This is a genomic window from Vagococcus sp. JNUCC 83, assembly GCF_053667615.1.
Window position 1 is genome coordinate 1,948,376 of sequence record NZ_CM132204.1, and the last position, 14,503, is coordinate 1,962,878.

Annotated in this window: 14 protein-coding genes; 4 read left to right on the forward strand and 10 right to left on the reverse strand. The window is 34.3% G+C overall.

Translation table 11 applies throughout. From position 1 onward, the window contains the following. Nucleotides 1-19 precede the first annotated feature (19 nt). On the reverse strand, nt 20-727 hold the full coding sequence (locus JNUCC83_RS09410) for a GntR family transcriptional regulator (protein WP_454459784.1): 708 nt from the start codon (nt 725-727) through the stop codon (nt 20-22). 182 nt (nt 728-909) lie between these two features. Here JNUCC83_RS09410 and JNUCC83_RS09415 point away from each other — a divergent pair, with 182 nt between their 5' ends. The 4 genes from JNUCC83_RS09415 (at nt 910) to JNUCC83_RS09430 (ending at nt 4,614) form a co-directional block, all read left to right on the forward strand. Next, nucleotides 910-1,830 (forward strand): PTS sugar transporter subunit IIAB, encoded by a 921-nt coding sequence (locus tag JNUCC83_RS09415; RefSeq protein WP_454459785.1) that lies wholly within the window; start codon nt 910-912, stop codon nt 1,828-1,830. A gap of 27 nt (nt 1,831-1,857) precedes the next feature. Next, nucleotides 1,858-2,661, forward strand: coding sequence for a PTS mannose/fructose/sorbose/N-acetylgalactosamine transporter subunit IIC (locus JNUCC83_RS09420; RefSeq protein ID WP_454459786.1), 804 nt, complete (start codon nt 1,858-1,860; stop codon nt 2,659-2,661). Further along, nucleotides 2,648-3,457, forward strand: coding sequence for a PTS system mannose/fructose/sorbose family transporter subunit IID (locus JNUCC83_RS09425; RefSeq protein WP_454459787.1), 810 nt, complete (start codon nt 2,648-2,650; stop codon nt 3,455-3,457). The genes JNUCC83_RS09420 and JNUCC83_RS09425 overlap by 14 nt, the downstream gene beginning before the upstream one ends. Nucleotides 3,458-3,576: 119 nt before the next feature. Then, nucleotides 3,577-4,614 (forward strand): FUSC family protein, encoded by a 1,038-nt coding sequence (locus JNUCC83_RS09430; protein ID WP_454459788.1) that lies wholly within the window; start codon nt 3,577-3,579, stop codon nt 4,612-4,614. 40 nt (nt 4,615-4,654) lie between these two features. On the opposite strand, the gene JNUCC83_RS09435 is transcribed toward JNUCC83_RS09430, so the two are convergent. From JNUCC83_RS09435 to JNUCC83_RS09475, 9 genes are all read right to left on the reverse strand, one after another. Then, the gene (locus JNUCC83_RS09435; RefSeq protein ID WP_454459789.1) at nt 4,655-6,586 is read right to left on the reverse strand and encodes a heparinase II/III family protein; all 1,932 of its coding nucleotides are present in this window, start codon (nt 6,584-6,586) and stop codon (nt 4,655-4,657) included. Between the two features lie 71 nt (nt 6,587-6,657). Then, nucleotides 6,658-6,933: a preprotein translocase subunit YajC gene (gene yajC, locus JNUCC83_RS09440; RefSeq protein WP_454459790.1), complete on the reverse strand. Its 276-nt coding sequence runs from the start codon at nt 6,931-6,933 to the stop codon at nt 6,658-6,660. A 3-nt stretch (nt 6,934-6,936) separates the two neighbouring features. Continuing rightward, on the reverse strand, nt 6,937-7,389 hold the full coding sequence (locus tag JNUCC83_RS09445) for a PTS sugar transporter subunit IIA (RefSeq protein ID WP_454459791.1): 453 nt from the start codon (nt 7,387-7,389) through the stop codon (nt 6,937-6,939). A gap of 15 nt (nt 7,390-7,404) precedes the next feature. Then, nucleotides 7,405-8,220 carry a PTS system mannose/fructose/sorbose family transporter subunit IID gene (locus tag JNUCC83_RS09450; protein ID WP_454459792.1) on the reverse strand — a complete coding sequence of 272 codons (816 nt, stop codon included), beginning with the start codon at nt 8,218-8,220 and terminating at the stop codon, nt 7,405-7,407. Continuing rightward, nucleotides 8,210-8,989, reverse strand: a complete 780-nt coding sequence (locus JNUCC83_RS09455; RefSeq protein WP_454459793.1) for a PTS mannose/fructose/sorbose/N-acetylgalactosamine transporter subunit IIC — start codon at nt 8,987-8,989, stop codon at nt 8,210-8,212. Before JNUCC83_RS09455 ends, JNUCC83_RS09450 begins: the two co-directional genes overlap by 11 nt. Before the next feature lie 18 nt (nt 8,990-9,007). Beyond that, complete coding sequence (locus tag JNUCC83_RS09460) at nt 9,008-9,508, reverse strand: PTS sugar transporter subunit IIB (RefSeq protein WP_454459794.1); 501 nt, start codon at nt 9,506-9,508, stop codon at nt 9,008-9,010. A 12-nt stretch (nt 9,509-9,520) separates the two neighbouring features. Next, nucleotides 9,521-10,699 (reverse strand): glycoside hydrolase family 88 protein, encoded by a 1,179-nt coding sequence (locus tag JNUCC83_RS09465; protein ID WP_454459795.1) that lies wholly within the window; start codon nt 10,697-10,699, stop codon nt 9,521-9,523. A 131-nt stretch (nt 10,700-10,830) separates the two neighbouring features. Further along, a complete protein-coding gene (locus JNUCC83_RS09470) occupies nt 10,831-13,587 on the reverse strand; it encodes a sigma 54-interacting transcriptional regulator (protein WP_454459796.1) in 2,757 nt (918 codons plus the stop codon). Nucleotides 13,588-13,696: 109 nt separating this feature from the next. Beyond that, nucleotides 13,697-14,503 carry a hypothetical protein gene (locus tag JNUCC83_RS09475; protein ID WP_454459797.1) on the reverse strand — a complete coding sequence of 269 codons (807 nt, stop codon included), beginning with the start codon at nt 14,501-14,503 and terminating at the stop codon, nt 13,697-13,699.

Genomic DNA, 14,503 nt, shown 5'->3' on the forward strand with positions numbered 1-14,503 from the left:
AAAATAGAAGCCGTTGCAGCTATTCTGCCTCGACTTCTATTTTTGTTTTAAATGATCGCCAATGTTTGTAACTAATGATATACTCTGCCACACTATTATCAGGTAAATACGTATGCTTTTCTTGCAAAACAGCTGGCTCACGAAAACTTAGCTTTAATGAATTTGTAATGAACGAATCATTTGGAAAAACAATTTCATTTGTCTCCACAGAAGCTTGCGTAAATAAATCAATGTTAAAATCTTCCCTTACCCTATCATAAATACTTTTATAATCATCCAGATTCGAACTAATCGGTTCTTTCATCAATTTTGTAGGTAGATGTGTCATATTTAAAATAAACGGTTCTCCGTTTGAAAATCTCACACGGATAATTTTATAGTAACTGCTTGTTTTAGGTAGTTTTAACTCTTGTAAAATTTCTCGCTTATTTTCTTTAGTAACAGATATTACGTCTATTTCTTCTGTATCAATCGAATGTTTCTCAATATCAGAAAATCTGACTGTCTGAGATATCTTAGATTTTGAGACGAATGTCCCCTTACCTTGTATGCGATATAAGTACCCCATTGTAGTCAGTTCATTCAACGCTTTAACCGCTGTAATGGAGCTCACCGAATACCTTTTCTTAATATCAGCTTCTGAATAAAATTTATCCCCTGGAACAAATACGTGATTTCTTATTTCTTCTAATAAATCTTTTTTTATTTTCTGATACTTTGGAATCATACTACTCTCCCCCCCTTTTTATCATCTATAATAACATACTAACTTTATAATTATAAATATACTTTGCTTTTCTTATAAAATAAAAAAGAAAGTGTTTACATAATACTGATTAAATGGTATATTAATCTTGTAAAAACCTAACATGTTAAGTTATCAACTTTTAATCAATAGGAGGGATTCAATTGAAACACATTATTTTAGTTAGCCATGGAGAAATGGCTAGCGGCGTCAAACACAGTTTAGAAATGATTACTGGACAACAAGAATTTGTTCATGTTGTCTCTCTAAAAGATGATGGCGATGATAAACAGTTTAAACAAGATTTAATCAAAACTGTTACGCCGCTGAGTGGGACAAAATTAATTATTGCAGATTTATTAGGTGGAACACCTTGTAATGTGGTATTAGAGCAATACAAGAATGACACCGATGTTGATATCATTGCCGGGTTATCACTACCTCTAGTCGTTGAAGCGACCTTAAACACACAAGCTACGACTAAAGAAATTATTGAAAGCGCTAAACAAAGTGTTGTTAACGTAAAAAATCAACTCGAAAAAAGTTCTCATATAGCCGATAGTCAAACAATCGATTTAGATAAGTATGCAGAGTATAAAGGCAAAGAAAATATTATCAATAGTCGTATTGATGAAAGACTCATCCATGGACAAGTAGCAGGTATTTGGTCAACTAGTTTGAATACACAACGAATCATCGTTATTAATGACGAAGCTGCAAACGACCCATTACAAAAATCATCTCTGCGTATGGCAGCTCCTTCCTCTATAAGGTTGTCTGTCTTAACGATTAAGGATGCAGTTAAAAATATCAACTCTGGAAAATACGGAACGCAACGATTGTTTATCTTGTTCAAAAATCCCACAGATGTTTTAAGGTTTATTGATAAGGGTGGACATATTAACAAACTCAACGTTGGAAATATGAGTCATAAAGAAGGTGCTCGTGAAGTAACTAAAAGTATCAAAGTAACAAAAGATGAAGAAGTTGTTTTCAAAAAAATTGCAGATCATGGAGTAGACATCACTGCACAACTCGTCCCTAATGATCCAATTGTTAACTTTATGGAAAAACTTGCTCGTTAAAAATAATGATTTACAAGGAGGATAATCATGCATAGCTTAGGAACCATTCAAATTATATTAATTACGATTTATGCTTTTATTGCCATTAATGACTCTCTTATTTCAAATACATTAACACAACCAGCAATTGCTGGGATGATTTCTGGTCTTATTATGGGAGATTTAACAACTGGATTGATGGTTGGTGGGACACTCCAATTAATGCGTTTAGGTATTGCTGCTTTTGGTGGTGCTTCTGTTCCCGATTACTTTACAGGGGCTGTTTTAGGTACTGCTTTTGCCATTATTTCAGGTAAAGGGGCTGAATACGGTATTGGTCTTGCCGTTCCCGTGTCGCTCTTGATGTTACAACTAGATGTCATTGCTCGTTTCTGTAACGTCTTCTTATTACACAAAATTGATACTGCCATTGATAACTTACAAGTGAAAAAAATCTCTCGTTTAGTACTCTCTGGTTCGTTTTTATGGGGATTTTCTCGTGCCATTCCAATTCTCTTAATGCTTTTAATTGGTGACAATGCCGTTATCGCCATTACAAATGCTATTCCAGAATGGTTAATGAACGGACTTAAGACTGCTGGTGGTGTGTTACCTGTCGTTGGGGTAGCCATTCTTTTACGCTACTTACCAACCAAACAATATATTCCTTACTTATTATTAGGTTTCTTCTTTGCAGCTTACTTGCAAGTACCTATGCTAGGGGTCACAATCATTGGTTTAGTCGCAGCTATTCTTGTATTTAAACGTGATGCGGCTAAAGGATCTACTAGTGAAGCAACTGTTGCAAATAATGCTACTAGTTTAGAGGGAGGATTTGATGGAGATGAGTAACAGCAAACAATTAACTAAAAAAGATTTGACAACAATGAGTTGGCGATATATTTTGGGAAGTCAATTAAATTGGAACTATGAACGTATGATGAGTTCTGGTTATCTATATGGAATCATGCCAGCACTTCAAAAATTCTATGGTGATGATGACGAACAATTGAAAGATATGATGAATACTCACAATCAATTCTTTAATACCAATGCTATCTTCGGTAACTTAATTATGGGTATTGATGTTGCGATTGAAGAACAAGATGGCTATGCTGCAAAAGATACCATTGTTGGTTTAAAAACTGCCTTAATGGGCTCTCTAGCCGGCGTTGGGGATTCATTGTTTCATGTTATTTGGGGAACAGTATTTGGATCTATTGCAGGAACACTAGCTCAAAATGGCTCAGTCGTTGGGTGTCTCATTTGGATTATTGCTAACATTGCTTTATTATTTGGTCGTGCAGCCTTACTTCCAATGGGATACAAACAAGGAGTTAAGTTAGTAACAACTCTAAAAGACAAATTAGCTGCCTTTACAAATGCTGCCACTATCTTAGGGGTAACCGTAATTGGTGCTTTAATTCCTTCGGTTATTAAAGCAAGTGTGCCAATGGTTTATAAGAAAAATGGCGTTGAATTAGTTATTCAAGAAACTCTTGACTCTATCTTACCTGCTTTAGTGCCTGTTTTACTTGTTATGTTAACTTACTGGATGTTAGGTCAAAAGAAATTAAACTCTACTCGTGTTATCTGGATTATTTTAATCCTTTCCATCGTTCTTAGTGCTTTTGGAATTTTAGCATAACAACTCATTAGCTCTTTCAAGCTTACTTAATGTTTGAAAGAGCTTTTTTGTATAAAAATTATTCTTCGAACACGTACAGAATAATTTATTCTGCTATAATGAGTCAAAGGAGTTTTTCTATGACTTATTTAAAAAATATATTTGTTACAAAAAAAATTGACGATTCTTTTCTTCGACCTTTAGGTGCTGGCTTGTCAATGTTTATCACTTTATTAATTGCTGTCATATTAAATGATACCAAGATTGCCACTATAGGTATTATGGGGGCTTTTTCTTATCTCTATTTTCAATATACTTCCGTAAAGCAAAACATGGTTTATATCGCTTATCATGGGGTGAGTCTATATCTGGCGTTCACTATAGGTATCTACGCCAGCACATATCCAGCAATTATTCCATTTTTAATCAGCATTATTTCATTTTTATGTTTTCTCGCTGCTAAACTATTCAATGTGCCTAAACCAGATTATTTTTTTATTCTCATGTTATTTGCAACTGGAACAAACTTAAAAGCGACATCACATATTCTTCAAACAAGCAATTACTTATTATATGGTATTATTTCTGCCCTTATTTCTGGTGGAATCGTTTCTTTATTACTTAAACTACCAATTAAAAAAATTAGCACACTTGATCCTAAATTAAGTTTACAAGATCGTTATTATATTATGATTTATAATGATTCAGATATTATATTAAAAGCCATACATTTTTCATCTATTATTTTTTGCTCTTCCTATTTAGCAACTCTATTTAACGAGCAAAATGGTTACTGGATTTTGATTACATCTGTCGCAATTTTGAGCGGTGAGAAAATAGAGGCTATTAGAATTCGTTCTCATCAACGAGTTATAGGAAGTATTATTGGTTTAGCTCTAGGCATATTTTTATTAAATCTTGATTTATCTAGAATTTGGGTTTACTTAATCATTGTTATATTAAATGTCTGTGTGGTGTATTTTGTTCCTAGAAATTATGCCATCGCTAACTTTTTTACCAACCCACAAATTCTTTTACTCAGCTCACTTAATACAACATCGGTTAATATTTCACTCATTCCTTACCGCCTATTTAGTACCATTATTGGTGTTGGAATTGTCCTTATTTTAATGTATTTGTTTGATTATGGCTTAACGATCTCTAAAAGAACATTTTAAAACGCAAAAACCGATGAATAACAGCTCATCGGTTTTTTAGTTAAAATATCCGCGTATAATTTTCTGGTTGATTTTCACATAATTCAACTACTCCACATTGTCCGTAGATAGGATATCCCTCAAACGTGTATAGTTTATGGCCAGAAAACGTATCTTCTATCATCGAATAAACAAGATACGTTTTGCCTTTCCTTTGTACCTTGACGCCGTAACATTTATTATCAGATACAGGTTGATGATCTGTTTTGTCTAGTTGTCCTTTTTCTACAGAAATGTCACTATGTGGAGTTAATACCATATACTGTGAAGAGTCCTTGCTAGTCACCGTAATTTTTTTATTAACTAATAATTCATTGTAATGTGGTGCATACAGACTATCATCAACCGATAGCATATGTTCACTGAAATACGCGTGATAAGAATGATTTTCTGACAATAAATTAACCGTATCACTTGTGACATCGACATCAATATAAGGATTAATATTAAAATAACGAGTCATGTTAGAAAAATGACTTCCCTCAAAATCAATGACTTGGTCAATCAATAAAAAGCTAGATAGCTCCTTAAGATAAAGTAGCGTTCGAACCACTTTATAACTGCCAGTAAGCTGTGGATCAATATACATGCTACGAACACACCAAAAAGACTCATCTTCGTAGACACGATTAAAAAGGCTCGTTGGTACATCTTCATATCCCCACGAATCAATGACTTTTCCAAATGGATTACCGTTAATTTCAATCGTATTATGTTGCAAAGACTCTTTTAAAGCGTATCTCAAGTTAGACTCAGTATATGTCAGGCGACCGCTGTCTACAAAGAGATTATCACCATTTAAAGAAAGATCTATATGGCATAAACTCAAATGCCCATGTCCACTGCCTAAACTCCCATTGTACAAATGACCGTACGATGCTGAAGGATTCCAATTTGTTCGATAATAATAATTTCCTGTGTAATCATCTGATAACCTATTTGGAAATGACTCGTCTATCCTCTGATTTATGTCTTGATCCCAATCATCATAATCAACTCGTTGGTTGCTAAAATAAACCAATAAATAATCCACACTTACGTGATCAGTAAATAAAACGGGCAAGGGCTGGTTGTATAAAATGGCAATCGTTTGCATCACATCATCAATGACCATCTCATCTGTGTCACCTTGTAAAATAGTTGTTCCTTTTGGTGTTACAAAGTGAGGCATAAAGTGATACATCTGAAGGATTTTTTCTTCTAAGAGCTGTTGTAGTGGCTCTTCCTTTAACACTTTACTTTGATGAATGCAAACCAAACTACGCAAAACTTCCATAAAATACAAAGGAGACTGCTCCCAGTGATTACCTGATGGCTGAATTTGTACCCTTAGTTGATTTGTTAACCTCTCAATCATCCGCTCACACATACTTGTTCCTGTTCCATCTAAAAAATCAGTTGCCAATTGTATCGTAAAAAAGCCTGTCGTAATTAGAATTCCCCAATTGCTTAAATCATATTTTGCAATGTAGTGCTCATCTAAAAAAATCAGTTGCTGAGAGATGCTTTTCACTATGTTTTCTCTATCGTCATTATCAAGTAAATCATATTTATTTAAGTAACTAAGTGCTATATTCCAATATGTTAAACGAATCCCTGTATCGATCGTCCGCCAATTATTATTTGTTTGGTTGTCAGTAATCCAATCTAACAGAATCTCTTGTACTTTCTTTAGATAAATCACCTCTCCAGTCACGTCAAAACTAAGACACAAATCAAGTAAATATTCTTGGCGATTGAGCATATAATTCCATTCTTCATCTTCAAATGGCACACAATACCAATCTATTTTTGACCCAAAGTCTACGATTTCCTGACAAGGTTCCATATCATATGGATGGATAAACCGAAATTTGTTTTCTAATAACAATTGACTGTTTTCAACCATTAATATACTGTTTGATTCATTTGATTTAAAAAAAGAGTGACTCACTTGATTTCCTCCTCTAATAAAAAGAAGCCACGTTAATCTATAAACTAGAATGATCGTGGCTTCTTTTATGTTTAATTCTCATCGTTATAGCGACCAATAAGTGAATGTTTATCCACACGAATGATCGTATCTTTTGCAATAGCTAAGTGGACAATATGTGAATCAATTTTTTTGATTTTACCAATAATCCCACTATTTAACATCACTTGATCACCGATAGACAAGTCATTAAAAAAAGATTGCATATTAAGTAATTCTTTTTGTTGATATTTCTTTTTTGCAAGGGGTAAAACAACCACGTAAAGTATGACAATCAGTATGAGTAATACTATTCCGACTGTTTTCATGCTTTAAATACCTTCTGTCTCGATTATGTTATTACACTCAATAATACTTTCAGAAACGTCTGGCATGACCATTAACATCTCTTTACTTTCTGCCATACTATTTGATAATTCAGCAGACACATTATCTGTTGTTAATACACCCATGCTATTTTTCATGTATAAATCTAACATAAGATTTAGTGACACACTAGATAAAATGAATTGATTCACTTTTCCTAACTCTAATAATAAACGTGTTGCGATTTGATGTGGTGCGCCACCTGTCATATCTGCAAAAATCAACACATGATCATTTTCTTTTAAAAATTCTGTTAATTGTTGTTCGTATTCTCCATGAGTTAACTTGTGATCCAAATCAAAAAAGTGTAAATTGTCATTGCTTCCTGATAATAATTTTAAAGCAGAACACACACCTGAAGGAAAGTTTCCATGACCGACTATACATACTTTAAACATAACTCTACCACCCTACTATTTTAAGATTCCTAACATTGATAATGCGATACCTAGCACAATAAGAAGTGCGATTAAACGATAAGTTGACCATTTGTATTTTCTGATTAATACATACACACCTGCTGTAACTAATACTGGTAAAAGGTTTGGTGCGATTTTATCAAACACTGTTTGAAGTGCCACCACTTGATCTTTACCTTCTACTTTTGTCACATACTCAAGTGCTAAATTAGCTTTTACAAACGACACTGACAACCCAGAAATAACTGTTACACCAATTGTTGTGGCAATTTTTGCGATACTTGCCATTTTTTCACTCAATGTATCAATAACATTTGTTCCAAGTTTATACCCTAAGTATCCCATTAACATACGTAAACCAAATGTGATACCAAACATACACACGATAAAGAAGATAGGTCCAGCGATTAAACCATCTAATGCCATACCTGCAGCAATCGTTGAAAATAATGGTGCTAAACCAAATTGAGATAATGAATCACCAATCCCTGATAAAGGACCCATCAAGGCAAACTTAATGGCACGAGTGTCCTCTTCATTTTGCCCACTGTCATACATTGCAAGTTGCATACTTGTAATAAATGGGACTAACTGAGGATTTGTGTTATAAAATTCTAAGTTAGAAATTGTCACGTCTTTTAATTTTTGTTCATCATCTTTATAAATCTTTTTAAGAGAAGGGAAAAGGATGTTGGCATACCCTGTTCCTTGATAATTTCCATAGTTAAATCCATTTTGTAATACATATGAACGTAAACTTGCTTTAAAATAATCTTTTTTTGTTAATACTGGTTCTTGATTAGATGCCATCTTCGATTACCTCCTCTTGTTCTTCTGCTTGTCCATTGCCTTTGTTATAGAAATTATTTAATGCAAGGATTGCTCCGGCAAATGCTAACCCGATAACTGGCATTGCTAAATAAGAAATACACACATAACCTAATAAAATAGCTGGAATAAATTCTTTTTTCACCATAACGTTTAAAATCATCGCAAAACCAATAGCTGGTAACAAACCACCTGCAACTGATAACCCTGAAATAAGTGCTTGAGGAATAATGTTAACAAACGCACGCAATACTTCAATACTCATTGTTGCAACCAGACCAATAATAAAACCAAATACCCCAAATCCAATAAATGTTAAGTTAGATGTTAACTTAAATGATTTGTAATTTCCTTCTTGAATTGATTTTGTTGCCCAAGAAAGTGATCCTGCATTTAATGAGTAGATAAATGTAATCACAAATTGAATCATAACAGCAAACGGGAATGATAACGATAATGCGGTTGGAACGTCCATTCCTGTGTCTTTCAAAGCAATGGCCATAATAGTACCTACTACCCCTGGTCCGATTGGGTTTGGTGGAACAGTTCCCCCTGCACCAACACCAAATCCCATAAAGGCTAACTCAGCTGTTGCTCCCATCAACAACCCTGTTTGAACATCTCCTAAAATAAGTCCAACACCAAATGCTAAAAAGATTGCTCGGTTAGTATAAATACCAATTAACTGACCGATTAAACAAAATGAAACAAATAACCCTACTAATAATGCCTGTAATAATGTTGCATCCATTTATTTTACCTCCAACGGTTAATTTTCTTCGACGTATTTGTTTAAATCTAAACCGCCACCAGCGTCGCCGCCCATTGGTGTCGTTTGTGTATTAAAGTGAACGCCATAATCGTTATGTAGCGTTTTCAAAGCTGCCAAATCTTCCTCTCCAAGTGAAATGTAATTGGTTAATTGTTTTTTACCTTCTGCAAAGTGAATGTTCCCAACATTTAATTCTTTAATTGGCACGCCACCCTCAACTAAACGCAATACATCTTTAGGATTTTTAGCCACTAAGAAAATTGACTGTTTTGGAGATGCCTTATGGATTTTGTCACATGTTTCTTCAATACTGAAAAAACGCATCCCGATTGATTTTGAAATAAGTGATTTCATCAATGTTTGTTGAATACTACTTGTTGATACTTCATCATTTGCAACGATGACTAGATTTGCTCCAAGTGAATTGATCCATAATTGCCCTTGTCCGTGAATGAGACGTTCGTCGATTCGTACCATTTTAATAGTTGGTTCTGTCATTGTATTTTCCTCCTACCAGTATAATGTCCAATCTTTATAAAAACGAAGTAGTGCTTCCATGTAGAAATAATCGCCCCAGATATTTGCCTCATCCACACCTTTTCCTGAGTGCCATGAGTAAACACCATGAGTCAGTAGCCCATTTTCTTTTTCTAAGTCAGTGTAAGTATAATTCTTAATTAAACTACCTAACATAGCATGAGACGCGTAGCGATAAGTCATTGCCAATTCATCTGATTCTGGCAAGTATTTCAACATTTCGTTCATCCCACACACAGCAATTGCTCCAGAAGATGAGTCTCTTGATTGACCACTGCCATCCGTGAAAATTAAATCCCAATAAGGAACTAAATCCTCTGGCAAACGATTCAATAGATAATTTGTCACAGCTTTAAAATCTTCTACAATGTAATCATTGTGTGTTTGATAATATTGAAGTGCCATTCCATAAACAATCCATGCTTGCCCTCTTGCCCAGCTAGAATCATCTGAATAACCTTGACGAGTCACACCTTTTAATGGTTCACCTGTTTTAGGGTCAAAATAAAATGTATGGAAACTTGACGCATTTTCACGAATCGCTGTTTTTAGTGTTGTTTGATAATGCTTATCTGCAATGTCAGAATACGTCATATCACCTGTTTCTTCTGATGCCCAGTAAAGTAATGGGATATTTAGCATGCAGTCAACAATCAAACGATAGTTGTCCTCAGCACCAAGCTCACCCCAGGCTTGAATGAATTCCCCTTTTTCTTGGTATCTAGAAATCAATTGATCCGCTGCTAAAATACCAGCTTTTCTAGCTTCTTCGTTGCCTGTTAATTTGTAGGCACTCACACAAGAAGGAATGTAAAGAAAGCCTAAATCGTGATGATCGACTTCTATTTTTTCTTCGATACGATGTAGAAAATCAGTCACATGTTTGTCAGCTAGTTGACGATATTTCTCATCCCCAGTGTATTCATAAGCTAACCACAACATTCCTGTCCAAAAACCATTTGTCCATTCGATATTTTTCATTTTTTCATAAAAACCATTTTTAGTCGCAGGACTTGGGTAGGTTTCACCAAATTTTTTAATGTTTTCATCCACTAAAGCCACTGCATGATCAAGCGCATCTGTGATGTCTTTCTTTGACAATAATCCCGAACCATAATAACGTTGTGCATTTAATAAATCTTCTTTTATCATCGCCACTTCTCTCCTTTATTGTTCTCACTTAATATAAAGCAAGTTACGTGCCAACTTTTTGAAATGCTCGATTGATAACGTTATCATAAAGGGAAGTTGGATGTAAAAACAAAAAAATTGGATGTACTTTATTAAAAAGTAAATCCAATTAGATTTGCTTGAAACAATTGATGTAAGTAAGAGATTTCACCTAAATCAACAGAGACATGATATACGGATTCAAATTTTTCTAACCCCTGCTTAATCACGTCTATAAAATACGCATGGTGCTGAGTAAATTCTTCCTCATTTAGTAAGGTATTTTGCACATACTCTCTTGTAATCACTCGCTCAATCATACAGCTTATATGAATATACAAAGCTGTTTTAAGATTATTTGGTATCTTAATATCAAATGCATGCTCCCAGTAATCAATCATCTCTGAAATAAGTTCTATCGTTTTTTCTGGGTTCAAAATACTAAGCATCGTTACTAAGTTCTCTAAAGATAACGTCTTCATAACACCGTTATTTAAATGTTGTATCTCTAACGGACTAAGATACTGCTCAAAAATCGTCGACAACTGTTTGTAGCCATCCTCAGAAACCACATCATCTATGCCAATATAGTCAACACCATCTACTTGTGGATTTGCTGTACCAAGAATACCAATAATATCATACCGATTAAATATCGTAGTATTTGTCTTCATTTTTTTCAAATGAGCATAATCTGATAACACCAACTGAATCGGCGTATTTTTAGGTAAGTTCTCAGAAATCACTTCTTGTAGTTTTTTTGCGGTCCCCATACCAGATTGACACGAGATAATTAATGCGGGCACTTTTTTCTTCTCAGGAGTAAACATAGAGTATGTCGAAAAATGTTGACTTGATGACTCTTTACCAATCATTTCGATATGTTCGTTATTCACAATTCTAAACCCAACGTCCAATGCAAGTTGAGTTGATACATTGTTTATAATGACAATCGAGCCATCCACACGATGCTCCAATGCTTCTTTTAAATCTTGCGTATGGCCAATATCAATTAATATAATCGTGCCATTCGCTGTCTCATGTAATGACAAATAACGCTGTAATTTCACTATGATTTCATTAAAACTAACATCCAACGACATATCAATCCCTTGATACACTTTTTGACCAATCATTGCATTAGTGGTTTCTGCTAAACTCGATGCTGTACTTTTCCCATGACAAATAATCACACCGTTGATTTGTTCTTTGTGCTTTAATCGTCTGTAGTAAGTAAAAATCATATTTAAAATAAGATAGTCCCATTCATTTAGCTCTATATGACCCACGTTTGACATCTCTTTAAATAAATAAACAAATAAATCGACCGTATTTGTCACATACTCTAGTTTTTCTTTAAACAGTTGATTGTATTTTTTTGCGTTTTCTTGGGCGTACTCACTTTCCGTTTCTCTAGCTAACAATAACTCGATGAACAGAAGTAAAATATCACGCGTCTCAGGTAATACCTCGATTTGGTGTGTCTCGTACATCACACGACACACTTCATCAATCATAGAGACAAGTTTGATTTTCAGTGGTTTATCTATCAATGACCGATTATTGATGGACTTAAATTTTTCTTCGATTTTTTCAAAAGAGACATTCACCCAATAATATGAATTTAACTCTTCTTTTAAATACTGATTGCCAACGTTATCTAATGCTTCATAAATCACATCAAAAAAGGTAGCAATTGATTGATAACTAGGATCAATAACTTTTCCTGTTGGAGTAACAGTTATTTGCTCTTTTGGGGTCAAATCAATCGTACGAAAAGCTTCTTTTTTCATCATATCTGGCAAGTCACTAATAGATACGGTCAACTCTTCTCCTAATCCTTGACGAACGTATGCATTGCCACAAATATAACGAATCAAATTTTGCAACTCACCAACATTACCAAGAAATTTATAAGCCAATAAAAAATGAAATAGTGCATTATCAATTACAATATTCTTTTTTAACAATATAGCTTCTTGTTTAAAGAAATGATATAAAAACTGACGTTTCTCACGAATGCCACGACTTTCTAGGGATGGAACTTTTGCCACGATTGGAATACGACGGGTAAATGTATCGAGTAAATAATCATCTAAAGACTCGGTTGTCGCAAACATTAATCGGACATCTGCATACGACCATATTTCGTTTTCCCCAACCGGTTTATATTTCCCCTCATCAATAAAATAAAATAACTTTTCTTGATTTTCAGGTGTTAATCTGTGGACCTCATCAATAAACAGGACTCCTTTATCCGCTAGTGACAATAGTCCCTTACTATCATCATCAGCTCCAGTAAAACTTCCCTTTTTATGACCAAATAGTTTTGAAGATAACAACTCTGGATTATCGGCATATTCCGCACAATTAAATGTCACTAAAGGGGCAGTCTCAGCCAACAGATTTGTTTCTTTTGCGTAATCATAAAAGCGCTTAACTAAATAGGTTTTACCTGAACCAGTTGGCCCTGTTAAAAGAAACGGCATACCTTTTGGAGGATAACTTAAAGCAATTTTCCCTTGCTTAATCACATGATTCAAACTACTTTGACTCCCAATCAACTGGTCAAACACATCTAGTTTATCTGAAAGAAGGTCATCAAATGACTCATAAACCGTTTTTGATAATTCTTGATTTAAAAAATCTGAGACCAATTGTTTTGGCAAATAATAAACTGGTTTTGAGTTAATTTTTATTAAGTCACCCTCTTTAAAAAGATTATTTAAATGGTGATTAACAATATTTGTCTTTTTTCCAGTCATCTCGGATAAACGATGTGTTGTCGCAAAGTCACATGATTCTTCATTTAATGTATCGACTAATTCAAATCCTTGCTCTAAAAGCAGTAAATAATTTACTTTATTCATCCTTATCATCCTATACTCTGTCTTTCTAGTAAAAAATCCACAAGAGAAATATCTTGCGGATACAAATCTTAGGTAAAGAAATTATAGTTCATCTCTGCCTGTTTGTAAATTACAAATCAAACTCTTGACTGTATTCTTTACCAAACACTTCAATTTGAGTTAACGCTGGAAATGGCGACTCGTCCTCATGTTTAATTAGATTTTTTAGTGTCACACTTGTCACCGCAGTTGACGGGATATCAAAGAACTGACGATTTAGAGCATTTGTTGTATTTAGCACATACTCATCTCCTGTAGATAGTTTTAATGTCACCTGTGTCCAGTAACTGTCATGTGGGTAATCCCCTCTTAACACTAAAGCTACTTTATCAATCAAAACGTCTCGAGCAAAATCAATCGTGATTTGAGCATCCGCACGTTGATTGATTCCCCAAGATTGGTAAGGATATGAACCATGATTTTCATTAGCAACAATTCCATCAATTGCATTTCTAGCAAAAAACGTAGAATCATTTCGTGTTTCGACATTGGCATAGGCATGGGGATAGCCTTTCGAATCATCTTTTTGATCGTGCGAATTTTTAGCTAAATTTCTGTATGCGCTGATTTCATCGACTGTTGGTAACCATGCTTTCACGAAATGACGTGTTCCCTTAAACACATTTGGTGAATAAGCTAACCCTAATTTTTCATCTAAAATAACATCATAACGCCATGTTGTGCCATCAATATAAATTAAACTAGGTTCAATCGCTGCATCCATCTGAACCCACACTAATTGGTTTGGTTTGTCTAATGTCAATTCAAAATAATCACCTAGTTGATAGGGATAATTTTTAAATACTAAGTATGTTTCACCTTCCCTGGAACGTTCTTGTTTAACTGTTTCATTATTTTTTAATGCTAACGTTAACAT

Bases quoted from the DNA above. Each gene is read 5' to 3' on its own strand.
- JNUCC83_RS09470 (WP_454459796.1), bottom strand. From the start codon at position 13,587: ATGAATAAAGTAAATTATTTACTGCTTTTAGAGCAAGGATTTGAATTA.
- JNUCC83_RS09445 (WP_454459791.1), bottom strand. From the start codon at position 7,389: ATGTTTAAAGTATGTATAGTCGGTCATGGAAACTTTCCTTCAGGTGTG.
- JNUCC83_RS09460 (WP_454459794.1), bottom strand. From the start codon at position 9,508: ATGACAGAACCAACTATTAAAATGGTACGAATCGACGAACGTCTCATT.
- JNUCC83_RS09430 (WP_454459788.1), top strand. From the start codon at position 3,577: ATGACTTATTTAAAAAATATATTTGTTACAAAAAAAATTGACGATTCT.
- JNUCC83_RS09420 (WP_454459786.1), top strand. From the start codon at position 1,858: ATGCATAGCTTAGGAACCATTCAAATTATATTAATTACGATTTATGCT.
- JNUCC83_RS09455 (WP_454459793.1), bottom strand. From the start codon at position 8,989: ATGGATGCAACATTATTACAGGCATTATTAGTAGGGTTATTTGTTTCA.
- JNUCC83_RS09425 (WP_454459787.1), top strand. From the start codon at position 2,648: ATGGAGATGAGTAACAGCAAACAATTAACTAAAAAAGATTTGACAACA.
- JNUCC83_RS09410 (WP_454459784.1), bottom strand. From the start codon at position 727: ATGATTCCAAAGTATCAGAAAATAAAAAAAGATTTATTAGAAGAAATA.
- JNUCC83_RS09450 (WP_454459792.1), bottom strand. From the start codon at position 8,220: ATGGCATCTAATCAAGAACCAGTATTAACAAAAAAAGATTATTTTAAA.
- JNUCC83_RS09475 (WP_454459797.1), bottom strand. From the start codon at position 14,503: ATGTTAACGTTAGCATTAAAAAATAATGAAACAGTTAAACAAGAACGT.
- JNUCC83_RS09465 (WP_454459795.1), bottom strand. From the start codon at position 10,699: ATGATAAAAGAAGATTTATTAAATGCACAACGTTATTATGGTTCGGGA.
- yajC (WP_454459790.1), bottom strand. From the start codon at position 6,933: ATGAAAACAGTCGGAATAGTATTACTCATACTGATTGTCATACTTTAC.